Here is a 12,271-nt window from a genome sequence, read left to right on the forward strand (position 1 = left end):
TCGTGTGATTACACCAGCTCTAGAAGGGCTTCCGCCACCCGCTCTGGCGTAAAGCCCAGGCGCTCGTAGACCTCGGGGTAAGGGGCGCTGGCCCCGAAGCGGTCCAGGCCCACCACCTTGTGGGCGTACCGCTCCCAACCCAAGGAGGCCCCCGCCTCCACCGCCACCACGGGGAGGCCCGGGGGCAGGACCGCCCTGCGGTACGCCTCGGGCTGGGCCTCAAAGAGCTCCAGGCAAGGCAGGCTCACCACCCGCACCCCAACGCCCTGCTCCCTCAGAAGGTCCCTCGCCTTCAAGGCCAGGTGGACCTCGCTCCCCGTGGCCAAAAGCACCCCTTGGGGCTTCTCGGCGTCTTCCAGGACGTACCCGCCCCGCAAAAGCCCCTTGGCCTTCTCGGGGGAAAGGAGGGGCACCGCCTGGCGGGTGAGGACCAAGGCGGTGGGGCCCTCCTTCCTTTTCAGGGCCACCTGCCAGGCGTAAAAGGTCTCGTAGGCGTCGGCGGGACGGACCACCCAAAGCCCCGGCATGGCCCTAAGGCTCATCAGGTGCTCTATGGGCTGGTGGGTGGGCCCGTCCTCCCCTAAGGCGATGGAGTCGTGGGTGAAGACGAACACCGTGGGGGTTTCCATGAGGGCGGCGAGGCGGATGGCGGGGCGCATGTAGTCGGAAAAGACCAGAAAGGTGCCCCCATAGGCCCGGTAGCCCCCGTGGAGGTTAAGCCCGTTCAGGATGGCCCCCATCCCGTGCTCCCGCACCCCAAAGCGCAGGTAGCGCCCCGTGGGGTTTTGCGGGGAGAAGTCCTCCATGCCCTCGGCCTTGGTGTTGTTGGAGGGGGTAAGGTCGGCGCTACCCCCCAGGAGTTCGGGCATGCGGGGAGCGAGGAGGTCCAGGACCTTGCCGCTCGCCGCCCGGGTGGCCAGGGGTTTGTCAAAGGTAGGGGGCTCCTCCGGCAACGGGGGAAGCTCCCCTTGGAGGCGGCGGAGAAGCTCTTGGTACAGGTCCGGGTACGCCCGGGCGTAGGCCTCTAAGGCGCGTTCCCACGCCTCCTGCCAGGCCTTGCCCTGGGCGCGCATGTCCATGTGCTGGTAGACCTCCTCGGGCACCACGAAGGGCGGGTAGGGCCAGCCCAGGTTCTTGCGGGTGGCCTCCACCGCCTCCGGGCCCAAGGGCTCCCCATGGGCCTTGTGGGAGTCCTGCTTGGGCGAGCCGTAGCCGATATGGCTCCGCACGGCGATGAGGGTGGGGCGCTCGTCCAGTTGGGCGAGCCTTAGAGCGTGGCGGAGGGCGTTGAGGTCGTTGGCGTCCTCCACCCTGAGGGTCTGCCAGCCGTAGGCGCGGTAACGCAGGAGGACGTCCTCCTTAAAGGCCAGGTCCGTGGGGCCGTCTATGGAGATGCGGTTATCGTCCCAGAAGACGATGAGCTTGGAAAGCCCCCACTGCCCTGCCAAGGAGCTCGCCTCCCCCGAAACCCCCTCCATCAGGTCCCCGTCCGAGGCCAGGACGTAGGTGTAGTGGTCCACCACGGGATGGCCCGGGCGGTTGAACTCGGCGGCAAGCTTCTTTTCCGCCAGAGCCAGGCCCACCGCCGTGGCAATCCCCTGGCCCAGGGGCCCCGTGGTCACCTCCACCCCAGGAGTGTGGCCCCGCTCGGGGTGGCCCGGGGTCTTGGAGCCCCACTGGCGGAAGCGCTTAAGCTCCTCCAGGGGGAGGTCGTACCCCGTGAGGTGGAGGGCGGCGTAAAGGAGCATGGACCCGTGGCCGGCGGAAAGGACGAACCGGTCCCGGTTGGGCCAGGCGGGGTCCAGGGGGTTATGCCGCATCACCTCCCGGAAGAGGAGGTAGGCCAAGGGGGCCATGGCCATGGGCATACCCGGATGGCCGCTTTTGGCCTTTTCCACGGCATCTATGGCCAGGAAGCGGATGGCGTTCACGGATAGGGCGGTGAGGTCCTGGGTCTTGGTCATGTTCCCTCCAGGGTAGGCTCCCCAAAGCGCGAGCGCAAGGAAGCCTGGGGCATTCGTGCATAAAGGGGGACTTATGGAACGCCCCTCATCCCCCGCGAAAGACTATACCGGACCGGGGGCGGTTGCCATGGCCTCCAAGGGGTGCTAAAATCCCAAGGGCGTGGGCGCCCGTAGCTCAGCAGGATAGAGCGGGGGCTTCCTAAGCCCTAGGTCGGGGGTTCGAATCCCTCCGGGCGCACCAGAAGGCCTCCCCCCTCCCAGGAGGGGGGAGTTTTTTAGGCCCAGTGGTTGAGGGGCCCATGCCCGTGGCCCACGGGAGGGGCCGTTTTTAAGGCGCGGGTGAGGTAGGCCTTGGCCTCCGCCACCGCCTCCTCGAGGGGCTTGCCCAAGGCCAGAAGGGCAGCAATGGCGGCGGAAAGGGTACAGCCCGTGCCGTGGGTGTTCCGGGTGTTCACCCTCGGGGCCCGGTAGGCCCGCACCCCCTCCCGGGTGGCGAGGAGGTCCACCGCCTCCTCCCCCTCCAGATGCCCCCCTTTGAGGAGGACCGCCTTGGGCCCTAGGGCCAAAAGGGCTCTAGCAGCCTCCTCCGCTTCCTTTAGGGTCCGGATGGGGCTTCCCAAGAGGGCTTCGGCCTCGAGGCGGTTTGGGGTGATGAGGAGGGCTAAGGGAAAAAGCGCTACCTTCAGGGCCTCCACCGCCTCGGGGGCGAGGAGAGAGTCCCCGCCCTTGGCCACCATCACCGGGTCCACCACCAAGGGAGCGATGCCGAAGCGCCGCACCCCCTCCGCCACTGCCTGGACGATCTCGGCATTCCCCAAGGCCCCGGTTTTAGCGGCATGGATGGGCAGGTCCTGGGCCACGCTTTGGATCTGGGCGTAGACCAGGCCGGGCGGCAGGGGGTAGACGGCCTGCACCCCCAGGGTGTTCTGGGCCGTGACCAAGGTGAGGGCGCTCGTCCCGTAGACCCCGAAGCGGAAGAAGACCTTGAGGTCCGCCTGCACCCCCGCCCCGCCCCCAGAGTCCGAGCCGGCGATGCTAAGGGCCACCCTCATGTTTCCTCCAAGGGCCTTCCCCGGGTCTCTACCCCCACCCCCAAGGCAAAAAGTCCCGCCAGAAGGAGGAGCCCCCCGTGAAGGGCAAGCACCCCGCCCGGCCCCCAAGCGGGGAGGAGGGCCCCGGTGGCGTAGGGCGCCAGGATACCCCCCACCCGGCCTACGGCAGCGGCTAGCCCCGCTCCGCTTCCCCGCAACGTTGTGGGGGAAAGCTCAGGGGTATAGGCGTAGATGGCCCCCCAAGCCCCCAGGTTGAAGAAAGAGAGAAGGCTTCCAAAAAGAAGGAGCTCTCCGGGAGAGGAGGCCTGGGCCAAGAGGTAGGCGGAGAGGGCCGACAGGGCCAAGAAGCCCACCAAAACGGGCCTCCGCCCCAGACGCTCTACCAGGAAGGCGGCCGTCAAGTAGCCCGGCACCTGGGCCAGGGTCATGAGGAGCACATACTCCAAGGAGCGCACCAGGGTATACCCCTGGGCCACGAGCAGGGAGGGAAGCCATATGAAGGCCCCGTAGTAGCCAGCGTTTAAGGCGAACCAAGCCAGCGAGAGGAAAAGGGTGCGGCGGAGAAGGGGCGGGCGGAAGAGGGCGGCGTAAGGGTAAGCCTTCGGGGCGGGGACAGGGGACGGCAGAGGCAAGGGGTGGGGAAAGGCCCTCTCCCAAGCGGTCACCAGGGCCTCCGCCTCCTTCAAACGCCCCTGGGCCACAAGCCAGCGGGGGGACTCGGGCAAGGAAAGCCGCAGGTAGGCGGCGTAGAGGGCAGGGAGGGCCCCCACCAAAAAGGCCGCCCGCCAACCCAGGTCCGGCACCAAAAGGTACCCCACCAAGGCAGCAAGAAGCCACCCCACCGCCCAAAAGGCCTCCAAGAGAACCACCATCCGCCCCCGGTGGACCCGGGGGCTAAACTCCCCCATGAGGCTTGCCGCCACGGGAAGCTCCGCCCCCAGGCCGACCCCCGTGAGGAAGCGGAAGAGGTAGATCCACCCAAGACCCGGAGCCCAGGCGGTGAAGAGGCTCCCGAGACCCGCCAGAAAAAGGCTATACCCCACCACCGCCTTACGCCCCAAACGGTCGGCAAGCCGTCCGCCCAGGGCGGCCCCCAGGAGCATGCCCAAAAGCCCAGCGCTCCCCAAAAGGCCCGCCTGGACAGGGCTAAGGCCAAACTCCCGGGAAAGGGCGGGCAGGGTGAAGCTGATGAGGCCCACGTCCATGGCATCCAAGGCCCAGCCCAGGCCCAGGAGGAAGAGCAAACGGTAATGGGGCCTGCCCAGGGGCAGGCGCTCCAAACGGGAAAGCACGTCCATGCCCTTAGGCTACCGGAAGCTCGAGGCGCTCCCGACCCCGCAGCACCGCCTCCACCAGGTTCATGGGGCAGAAGGGGCCGCACATGCTGCAGGCCTTGGTGCGGCTTCCCCGCTCCTCCTTAAGCCGCCTGGCCTCCTCGGGAAAGAGGGCGAGGGCGAACTGGGCCTCCCAGTCCAGGCGGTAGCGGGCCTCGGACATCCGCCGGTTCCGCTCCAGCGCCCTCGGGTTCCCCCGGGCCACGTCGGCGGCGTGGGCGGCGATCTTGAAGGCGATCACCCCTTCCTTCACGTGCTCCGCCGTGGGCAGGCCCAGGTGCTCCGCCGGGGTCAGGTAGCAGAGCATGTCCGCCCCCATCCAGCCCGCCAAGGCCCCGCCGATGGCCCCGGCGATGTGGTCAAAGCCGGCGGCGGTGTCCACGGGGAGCATGCCAAGGATGTAAAAGGGGGCATGCCCCGTGAGCTTCTTCTGGATCTGGACGTTGGTGGCCACCTCGTTCAGGGGGATGTGGCCTGGCCCTTCCACCATGGCCTGGACCCCAGCCCGCCTGGCCCTTTCCACCAGCTCGCCGATGGTGAGGAGCTCGGCGATCTGGGCCCGGTCGGTGCTGTCCGCCAGGGAGCCCGGCCTAAGCCCATCCCCCAGGGAGAGGGTCATATCGTAGGTGCGGGCGATGTCCAAGAGGTCGTCAAAGCGGGCGTAAAGGGGGTTCTCCTCCCCGCGGTGGAGCATCCAGGCGGCCATGAGCCCCCCGCCCCGGCTTACGATGCCCGTGGTGCGGGGGGCATGCCGGTAGACCTCTAGGTTCTTTAGGGTGACGCCCACGTGCACCGTGATGTAGTCCACCCCCTCCTTCCCGTGCTCCTCAATGACCTCAAAGAGCTCATCGGGGGACATGTCAAAGAAGTTCTTGCGCTTGGCGGCCCGGAACTCCGCCTCGTAGATGGGCACGGTGCCCAGGGGAACGGTGGCCACCTCGAGGATGCGCCGCCTTATCTCCTTCAAGTCCCCCCCGGTGGAGAGATCCATGACGGTGTCCGCCCCGTAACGGATGGCCACCCGGGCCTTCTCCACCTCCTCCTCCACGTCCACGTAATCGTAGGAGGTGCCCAGGTTGGCGTTCACCTTCACGGAAAGCCCCTCCCCGATCCCCTTGAAGTCCCTCAGGGTGCGGTGGTTGGGGTTCCTCGGAATCACGATCCTTCCCGCCGCCACCCCTTCCCGCACGAACTCGGGGGAAACCCCCTCCTGCTCCGCCACGTAAGCCATCTCCTCGGTGACGATCCCTTTCCTTGCCGCCTCCAACTGCGTCATCCTTCCACCTCCATGAGCTTCAAAAGCCGCCTCGCCGTCCAAGGGGCGAGGAGGACCCCGTTGCGGCCATGCCCCGTGGCCGCGTAGACCCCCTCCCCCACCTCCCCCACGAAGACCTCCCCCATGGGCCTATACCCCCAAACCGCCTCCCGGAAGCGGGCCCCCTCCAGGAGGGGAAAGCGCTCGTGGGCGTAGTCCGCAAGCCACCGAAGCCCGAAGAGGTCCACCCCTGCCCCCCACCCCTCCCGGCCCGTGGCCCCCACGTAGACCCCACCCTCCCGGGGCAGGAGGTACCCTTCCCCGGCGAAGAGCGGGCCGGGGGGAGGAGGTCCCTGGAGGAGGAGGGCCTCCCCCCTGAGGGGGCGCACCCCGAGGCCAAACCGCTCCCCCCAGGCCCCCACGGCGAGGAGGATGCGCCGGGCCCGCACCTCCCCTTCGGGAAGGACCACCCGCCCCTCCCGCACCCCCTGGGCCTCGGCCTTCAGGTAGGGCACCCCCATGCCCCGAAGCGAGGCCAAAAGGGCCTCCCTAAGGGCCCGTGGGTGGACATACCCCCCGGGGAAAGCCCTGGCCCCCAAAGCTCCCCGCACCGGGTAGGGCGGGGGGCCTTCTGCCTCCCAGGCCTCCTTCTCCCCTGGGCTCAAGGCGGCCACGTAGGTGCCGGAAAAGCCCGCTTCTACGGCAAAGCCCTTCTCCCCAAGCTCCGCCAAGAGGTCCCGGTAATACTCCAGGGCGAAAAGCCCCGCCTCCAAGAGCTCCCCCGAAAGGCCCTCGGGGTAAGGGGCGAGCATCCCGGCGCTCGCCAGGGTGGCGGCCCCGGGCTTCTCCGCATCCAGGAGGAGGACCTCGAGGCCCCGCTTGGCAAGCTCATAGGCGGCGAGGGTTCCGATGATGCCCGCCCCCACCACCGCCACCTCGGCCCTCACCCCGGCCTCCCCAAGGGCACCCCTTCCGTGGGGCTTGAGGGGCTCGCCCCCTCCCTAGGCCGCATGGGCCCCGCCCGGTAGGCCTTCCTGCCCGCCTCCACCGCCAGGCGGAAGGCCTCGGCCATGGCGGGCGGGTCCTGGGCCTCGGCGATGGCGGTGTTCACCAAAACGGCGTCCAGCCCCAGTTCCATGACCTCCGCCGCATGGGAGGGAAGCCCAAGCCCCGCATCCACCACCACGGGCGGGAGGCTTGGGCGCTCCCGGGCGAAGAGCTCCAAAAGGGCCCGCGTCTTTACCCCCCATCCCGAGCCGATGGGCGCGGCCAAGGGCATCACCGTGGCCGTGCCCAAAGCGGCGAGCTTTTTGGCCAGGACCAGGTCCGGCCCCATGTAGGGCAGGACAAAGAAGCCCTCCTGGAGGAGGATCTCCGCCGCCTTCAGCGTCTCCACGGGGTCGGGGAGGAGGTAGGCGGGGTCGGGGATGACCTCCAGCTTCACCCAGTTCTCCCCCGTGAGGAGGCGGCCGAGCCGGGCCAGCCGCACCGCCTCCTCCGCCGTGCGTGCCCCGGCGGTGTTGGGGAGGAGGCGCACCCCCTCTAAAGCCTCCAAAAGCCCCACGTGTCCCGGGGCCCCCACCTCCACCCGGCGCACGGAAACCGTCACCACCTCCGCCCTCGCCGCCTTTAGGGCCTCCCGCATCACCCCGAAGTCGCGAAACTTCCCCGAGCCCAGGATGAGGCGGCTCGTGAGCGTTATGGGTCCCACCTGCCAAGCGTCCATCCCTCCTCCTTTACCCCCTTTACCCCCCTTGCACCAGGGCCACCACCTCCACCTCGTCCCCCTCCTGGAGGACACGGGGCGGAAGCTCCTTGCCGGGGTAAGCCTCCCCGTTGAGGAGGACGGCCACCCGTTCCGGCTCCACCCCCAAGGCTTCCAACACCTCCTTTAGGGTCTTCCCCTCCAAGGGCTTGGGCTCGCCGTTAAGCCACACCATAAAGCCTCTCCCTGAAGGCCCGGGCCGCCCGCTCGGGGTCCTCCGCATCCAGGATGGCGCGCACCACCACCACCCGCCGGGCCCCCGCCTCGAGGACCTCCGGCAGGTTCTTCAGGTCAATGCCCCCGATGGCGAACCAGGGCTTCTCTCCGAGGTTCTCCGCGGCAAAGCGGACGTAGCCAAGCCCCGCCGCCTTACGCCCGGGCTTGGTAGGGGTTTCCCACACCGGCCCCACGGACAGGTAGTCTGCCCCCTCCTCCAGGGCCTTTAGGGCCTGCTCGGGAGCGTGGGTGGAGCGGCCCACCAGGCCCTGAAAGAAGCGCCTGGCCTCCCTGGGCGTGAGGTCCCCCTGGCCCAGGTGCACCCCATCCGCCCCCAGGAGGGCAGCAAGGTCCGGGCGATCGTTGAGGAAGAAGGGGACCCCGTAGCGCCGGGCCAAGGCCAGCATCTTTTCCCCTAGCTCCAGAATGGGCCTCGCCTCCCAGTCCTTGGCCCTGAGCTGCAAAACCTCCACCCCGCCCGCCAGGGCCCGCTCGGTGCGGGAAAGGACCTCCTCCCACGTCCAGGAAGGCCGTGGGGTCACCACCAGGTAGAGCCTGCCGAGCAACCTTTCACCCCCTTAGGCCAGCGGAAAAGGCCCACGCGGCCCAAGGGGTGTTGGGTTTTGGGGATTGGGGATCTTCCGCATAGGCTTCCCTCCGCCGGCATTACCCGGATCAGGTTCCAAGGGTTGCTGGGAAGGACCCAGCTCTCAGCCCCTCCATTGGGGCACCCCTAGCCTGCAAGGGTTACTTTACCACGAGGAGTCCCAGGGAATGGAAGGGGGGGCACAAAGGGCCTTATACCCTTGACATTCATGGGCTCAATGGTATACCATGCCGGGCAACCCTCCCTCCGGGAGGGGACGAGGAGGCGAAGATGGCAGGGCTTTCCGAGGTGGTGGAAGCGGAAATCCGGTACCTGGAGGCGATGATCGCCCGCCTCGAGGCCGGGGAGGAAGACCCCGAGGACTTCCGGGTCTACCGGCTCAAGAACGGGATCTACGGGATCCGAGGGCGGCCGGAGCACCACATGATCCGCATCAAGCTCCCTGTGGGCCGCATCACCCCGGAAGGCCTCCGGGTTCTGGCGGAGGTGGCCGAACGCTATACGGAAAACCGCCTGGCCCACGTGACCACCCGCCAGGCGGTGCAGCTCCACCACGTGCACCGCCGGGACGTGCCCAAGGTCCTCCGGGCGGTGAACGCCGTGGGGCTCACCACCCGCGAGGCCTGCGGCCACTCCATCCGGGCCATCACCTGCTGTCCCTACGCTGGGGTCTCCCCCGAGGAGCCCTTTGACGTCACCCCTTATGCGGAAAGGGCCTACCGCTACTTCCTCCGCCACCCCGTGGGGCAGAACCTGCCCCGGAAGTTCAAAGTGGCCTTTGAAGGGTGCGCCACGGACCACGCCCGCACCCCCATCCACGACATCGGGGTGGTGGCGGCGGTGGAGGGGGGCAAACGGGGCTTCCGCATCTACGTGGGCGGGGGGTTAGGCGCTGCTCCCATGAGCGCCGAACTCCTGGAAGCCTTCACCCCCGAGGAGGACCTCCTCCCCACCATGCTCGCCATCATCCGCCTCTTTGACCGCTACGGGAACCGCAAGGTCCTGACCCAGGCCCGGCTCAAGTTCCTGGTGAAGAAGTGGGGCATCGCCGCCTTCCGGGAGGCGGTGCGGGAGGAAAGGCGCCTGGTAAAGCTCACGGCGAGCGGGGCCGACCTCGAGGCCTGGGCCCCACCCGAAGACGCCCCACCCCCCCGCCTGCCCTCTCCCCCCAGGAAACCCTTCTCCTTCGCCCCCGGCTTTGACGCCTGGCGGCGGACCAACCTTTTCAAGCAAAAGCAGGAGGGCTTTTACACCGTCACCGTCCGCCTCCCCTTAGGGGACATCACCCCTGAAGGCCTAAGGGCCCTGGCGGAGATCGCCGAGACCTACGCCGGGGAGGTCCGGAGCGCCATCAGCCAAAACCTCCTCCTGCGTTTTGTGCCCGAGGAGGCCTTGGGCGGGCTCTACGAGGCCCTTTTGGAAGCGGGGCTCGCCCACGGCGAGGCCCACACCCTCCTGGACATCACCCGTTGCCCCGGGGCCGACACCTGCAACCTGGCCATCACCCGCTCCCGGGGCCTGGCCCAGGCCCTGGGGGAGAAGCTCCAGGCTCTCCCCTTGGCCCAGGACCCAGGGGTGAAGGCCATAAGCGTCAAGATCTCCGGCTGCCCCAACTCCTGCGGCCAGCACCACATCGCCGACATCGGCTTCTACGGCTCTAGCCGCAAGGTAGGGGAGCGGGAGGTGCCCCACTACGTCCTCCTCCTGGGCGGGCGGACCCGGGAAGGGGAGGCCCGCTTCGGCCAGGTGGTGGGCCGCATTCCCGCCCGCCGGGTCCCCGAGGCGGTGGAAGCGGTGCTCCGACGCTACCTGGAGGAACGGCAAAACGGGGAGAGCTTCCAAGCCTATCTGGACCGGGTGGGAGGAGCCTCCTTCAAGGCTCTACTGGAGCAATTCCAAGACATCCCTCCCTACGAGGAGGCTCCAGAGTTCTACCAAGACCTGGGGGCGGAAGGGGAAGCTTTCAGCGTGCAGCTTGGGCGCGGGGAATGCGCCGTGTAGACGGCATAGGAGGCCACCATGCGCATCGCCTACGCTGGCCTAAGGCGGAGGGAGGAGTTCAAGGCCCTGGCGGAAAAGCTAGGCTTCACCCCCCTGCTCCTCCCTGCCCAGACCACGGAGAAGGTACCCGTACCCGAGTACCAGGACCGCCTCCGGGAGCTTTCCCGAGGGGTGGACCTTTTCCTCGCCACCACCGGGGTTGGGGTCCGGGACCTCCTGGAAGCGGGCAAAGCCCTGGGCCTGGACCTCAAAGACCCCTTGGCCCAAGCCCACCGCCTGGCCCGGGGCGCCAAGGCGGCCCGCATCCTGCGGGAGGAAGGCCTCCCCCCCCACGCCACGGGGGACGGCACGAGCCCAAGCCTCATCCCCCTAATCCCCCAAGGCCCAGGCAGGGCAGCGCTGCAGCTTTACGGCAAACCCTTACCCCTCCTAGAGGCTGCCCTGGAGGAAAGGGGGTACCAGGTCCTCCCCCTCCTGCCCTACCGCCACCTGCCTAACCCTGAGGGCATCCGGGCCCTGGAGGAGGCCATCCGGGAAAGGGCCGTGGACGCCGTGGCCTTCGTGGCCGCCATCCAGGTGGAGTTCCTCTTTGAGGGCGCGGAGAACCCCGAAGCGCTCCGGGAAGCCCTGAACGCCCAGGTGAAGGCGGTGGCCGTGGGCCGGGTCACGGGGGATGCCCTGAGGGAATGGGGGGTAAAGCCCTTCTACGTGGACGAAACCGAGCGCTTAGGGAGCATGCTCCAGGGCTTCAAGAAAGCCCTTTTCCAGGAGGCGGTATGACCTACTTCCCCCTGATGCTAGACCTCAAGGACCGCCCTGTCCTTCTCATCGCCGGGGGTCCCGAGACCGAGGCCAAGCTCCACGCCCTCCTCCAGGCCGGGGCCCGGGTCACGGTCCTGGCCGAGGAGGACGCCTGGGGCCTCGCCGCTTTGGAAAGGGAAGGGAGGATCCGCTGGCTCCGGCGGGGCTACCGGGAGGGGGACCTCGAGGGCTACTTCCTGGTCGTAAGCCACCCCAAGGACAAGGCCATCCATCCCCGGGTGCGCCGGGAAGCGGAGGAAAGGCGCATCTTCCTGGTGGCGGTGGACGATCCAGAACACGCCAGCGCCATCCTCCCCGCCGTCCTCCGCCGGGGAGATTTCCTCGTGGCCCTTTCCACCTCCGGCGCAGCCCCGGCCCTAGCGGTGCGCCTTAAAGAGCGCCTTGCCCAGCTTTTCCCCGAAACCTATGGGGAACTTGTGGCCTTTCTCCGCACCCTAAGGCCTAAAATCGCCCAGATCCCGAGCTTTGAGGAAAGGAAGCGGCTTTGGTACCGCATCGTGGACCAGGCCCTGGAGGAACTGGACCTGGACCCCAAGGACGGCCTGGCCAAGGCCAAAGCCAAAGCAGAGGAAACCCTGGAGGAAGTATGGACAAGGTAAGGGCTGCCAAGAGCTTGGTTCAAGAAGCTTTGGCCCATAGCCAAAACCCTTGCTTCACCTGCAGCTTCCAAGCGGAGGACGTGGTGGTGCTCCACCTCCTCCTGGAAGCCAAGCCCGACATCCCCGTCCTCTTCCTGGACACCGGCTACCACTTCCCCGAGGTCTACGCCTACCGGGACGAGATGCAAAAGCTTCTCGGCTTTCGCCTCGTAAACCTGACCCCCGCCCTCTCCCGAGAGGAACAAGAAGCCCGCTTTGGGCGGCTTTACGAGAGCGACCCCCACCGCTGCTGCCAGATCCGCAAGGTGGAGCCGCTCTTCCAAGCCCTGGAAGGGTACGACACCTGGTTCACGGGGCTTAGGCGGGAGCAGTCCCCCACCCGGGCCAATCTCCAACCTTTGGAAGAAGCGGTGCTCCCTACGGGCCACCGGCTTAGGAAGGTGAGCCCCCTCTACGACTGGACGCTCAAGGAGGTCTTCGCCTACCTGGCGGTGCAGGACCTGCCCTACCTTCCCCTCTACGACCAAGGCTACCTCTCCATCGGTTGCGCCCCCTGCACCGCAAAGCCCCTGGATCCAAACGATCCGCGTTCGGGGCGTTGGGCGGGCAAGGGCAAGCTGGAGTGCGGCATCCACCTGCACGGGAAGGAGGGGTAG

12 protein-coding genes, 1 tRNA gene and 1 riboswitch are annotated in these 12,271 nt (G+C 67.9%); of the genes, 5 read left to right on the top strand and 8 right to left on the bottom strand.

Annotated features, from left to right (window positions below):
• Positions 1 to 8: 8 nt before the first annotated feature.
• The gene (tkt, locus tag L0C60_RS05350) at positions 9 to 1,964 is read right to left on the bottom strand and encodes a transketolase (RefSeq protein ID WP_234503088.1); all 1,956 of its coding nucleotides are present in this window, start codon (positions 1,962 to 1,964) and stop codon (positions 9 to 11) included.
• 164 nt (positions 1,965 to 2,128) lie between these two features.
• Between tkt and L0C60_RS05355 the strand changes: the two genes are divergently transcribed.
• Positions 2,129 to 2,205: transfer RNA gene (locus tag L0C60_RS05355), tRNA-Arg, on the top strand.
• A gap of 34 nt (positions 2,206 to 2,239) precedes the next feature.
• On the opposite strand, the gene thiD is transcribed toward L0C60_RS05355, so the two are convergent.
• From thiD to thiE, 7 genes are read right to left on the bottom strand one after another with little or no spacing between them, the layout of a single operon-like run.
• A complete protein-coding gene (gene thiD / locus L0C60_RS05360; RefSeq protein WP_234503086.1) occupies positions 2,240 to 3,016 on the bottom strand; it encodes a bifunctional hydroxymethylpyrimidine kinase/phosphomethylpyrimidine kinase in 777 nt (258 codons plus the stop codon).
• Positions 3,013 to 4,314 carry an MFS transporter gene (locus tag L0C60_RS05365; protein ID WP_234503083.1) on the bottom strand — a complete coding sequence of 434 codons (1,302 nt, stop codon included), beginning with the start codon at positions 4,312 to 4,314 and terminating at the stop codon, positions 3,013 to 3,015. The genes thiD and L0C60_RS05365 overlap by 4 nt, the downstream gene beginning before the upstream one ends.
• A 4-nt stretch (positions 4,315 to 4,318) precedes the next feature.
• Positions 4,319 to 5,626 (bottom strand): phosphomethylpyrimidine synthase ThiC, encoded by a 1,308-nt coding sequence (gene thiC, locus L0C60_RS05370; RefSeq protein WP_234503081.1) that lies wholly within the window; start codon positions 5,624 to 5,626, stop codon positions 4,319 to 4,321.
• Positions 5,623 to 6,552: an NAD(P)/FAD-dependent oxidoreductase gene (locus L0C60_RS05375; protein ID WP_234503078.1), complete on the bottom strand. Its 930-nt coding sequence runs from the start codon at positions 6,550 to 6,552 to the stop codon at positions 5,623 to 5,625. The genes thiC and L0C60_RS05375 overlap by 4 nt, the downstream gene beginning before the upstream one ends.
• Complete coding sequence (locus tag L0C60_RS05380; protein WP_234503075.1) at positions 6,549 to 7,331, bottom strand: thiazole synthase; 783 nt, start codon at positions 7,329 to 7,331, stop codon at positions 6,549 to 6,551. The genes L0C60_RS05375 and L0C60_RS05380 overlap by 4 nt, the downstream gene beginning before the upstream one ends.
• 19 nt (positions 7,332 to 7,350) lie before the next feature.
• Positions 7,351 to 7,545 (bottom strand): sulfur carrier protein ThiS, encoded by a 195-nt coding sequence (thiS, locus tag L0C60_RS05385; RefSeq protein ID WP_234503072.1) that lies wholly within the window; start codon positions 7,543 to 7,545, stop codon positions 7,351 to 7,353.
• Positions 7,532 to 8,152 carry a thiamine phosphate synthase gene (gene thiE / locus L0C60_RS05390; RefSeq protein ID WP_234503069.1) on the bottom strand — a complete coding sequence of 207 codons (621 nt, stop codon included), beginning with the start codon at positions 8,150 to 8,152 and terminating at the stop codon, positions 7,532 to 7,534. The genes thiS and thiE overlap by 14 nt, the downstream gene beginning before the upstream one ends.
• 69 nt (positions 8,153 to 8,221) lie before the next feature.
• Positions 8,222 to 8,331: riboswitch (TPP riboswitch) on the bottom strand.
• 132 nt (positions 8,332 to 8,463) lie between these two features.
• Between thiE and L0C60_RS05395 the strand changes: the two genes are divergently transcribed.
• Genes L0C60_RS05395 through L0C60_RS05410 form a run of 4 tightly spaced genes read left to right on the top strand, consistent with a single transcriptional unit; the run spans position 8,464 to position 12,271 of the window.
• Positions 8,464 to 10,194 carry a nitrite/sulfite reductase gene (locus L0C60_RS05395; protein WP_234503066.1) on the top strand — a complete coding sequence of 577 codons (1,731 nt, stop codon included), beginning with the start codon at positions 8,464 to 8,466 and terminating at the stop codon, positions 10,192 to 10,194.
• 18 nt (positions 10,195 to 10,212) lie between these two features.
• Positions 10,213 to 10,974 (top strand): uroporphyrinogen-III synthase, encoded by a 762-nt coding sequence (locus L0C60_RS05400; protein WP_234503062.1) that lies wholly within the window; start codon positions 10,213 to 10,215, stop codon positions 10,972 to 10,974.
• Positions 10,971 to 11,615, top strand: a complete 645-nt coding sequence (locus L0C60_RS05405; RefSeq protein ID WP_234503058.1) for a precorrin-2 dehydrogenase/sirohydrochlorin ferrochelatase family protein — start codon at positions 10,971 to 10,973, stop codon at positions 11,613 to 11,615. The genes L0C60_RS05400 and L0C60_RS05405 overlap by 4 nt, the downstream gene beginning before the upstream one ends.
• Positions 11,603 to 12,271 carry a phosphoadenylyl-sulfate reductase gene (locus L0C60_RS05410; RefSeq protein ID WP_234503056.1) on the top strand — a complete coding sequence of 223 codons (669 nt, stop codon included), beginning with the start codon at positions 11,603 to 11,605 and terminating at the stop codon, positions 12,269 to 12,271. Before L0C60_RS05405 ends, L0C60_RS05410 begins: the two co-directional genes overlap by 13 nt.

Source organism: Thermus hydrothermalis, assembly GCF_022760925.1.
GTDB classification, from domain to species: domain Bacteria; phylum Deinococcota; class Deinococci; order Deinococcales; family Thermaceae; genus Thermus; species Thermus hydrothermalis.

What these genes read in the sequence shown, in the direction of transcription:
- tkt (WP_234503088.1), bottom strand. Translation starts at nt 1,964, where the DNA reads ATGACCAAGACCCAGGACCTCACCGCCCTATCCGTGAACGCCATCCGC.
- thiD (WP_234503086.1), bottom strand. Translation starts at nt 3,016, where the DNA reads ATGAGGGTGGCCCTTAGCATCGCCGGCTCGGACTCTGGGGGCGGGGCG.
- L0C60_RS05365 (WP_234503083.1), bottom strand. Translation starts at nt 4,314, where the DNA reads ATGGACGTGCTTTCCCGTTTGGAGCGCCTGCCCCTGGGCAGGCCCCAT.
- thiC (WP_234503081.1), bottom strand. Translation starts at nt 5,626, where the DNA reads ATGACGCAGTTGGAGGCGGCAAGGAAAGGGATCGTCACCGAGGAGATG.
- L0C60_RS05380 (WP_234503075.1), bottom strand. Translation starts at nt 7,331, where the DNA reads ATGGACGCTTGGCAGGTGGGACCCATAACGCTCACGAGCCGCCTCATC.
- thiS (WP_234503072.1), bottom strand. Translation starts at nt 7,545, where the DNA reads ATGGTGTGGCTTAACGGCGAGCCCAAGCCCTTGGAGGGGAAGACCCTA.
- L0C60_RS05395 (WP_234503066.1), top strand. Translation starts at nt 8,464, where the DNA reads ATGGCAGGGCTTTCCGAGGTGGTGGAAGCGGAAATCCGGTACCTGGAG.
- L0C60_RS05400 (WP_234503062.1), top strand. Translation starts at nt 10,213, where the DNA reads ATGCGCATCGCCTACGCTGGCCTAAGGCGGAGGGAGGAGTTCAAGGCC.
- L0C60_RS05405 (WP_234503058.1), top strand. Translation starts at nt 10,971, where the DNA reads ATGACCTACTTCCCCCTGATGCTAGACCTCAAGGACCGCCCTGTCCTT.
- L0C60_RS05410 (WP_234503056.1), top strand. Translation starts at nt 11,603, where the DNA reads ATGGACAAGGTAAGGGCTGCCAAGAGCTTGGTTCAAGAAGCTTTGGCC.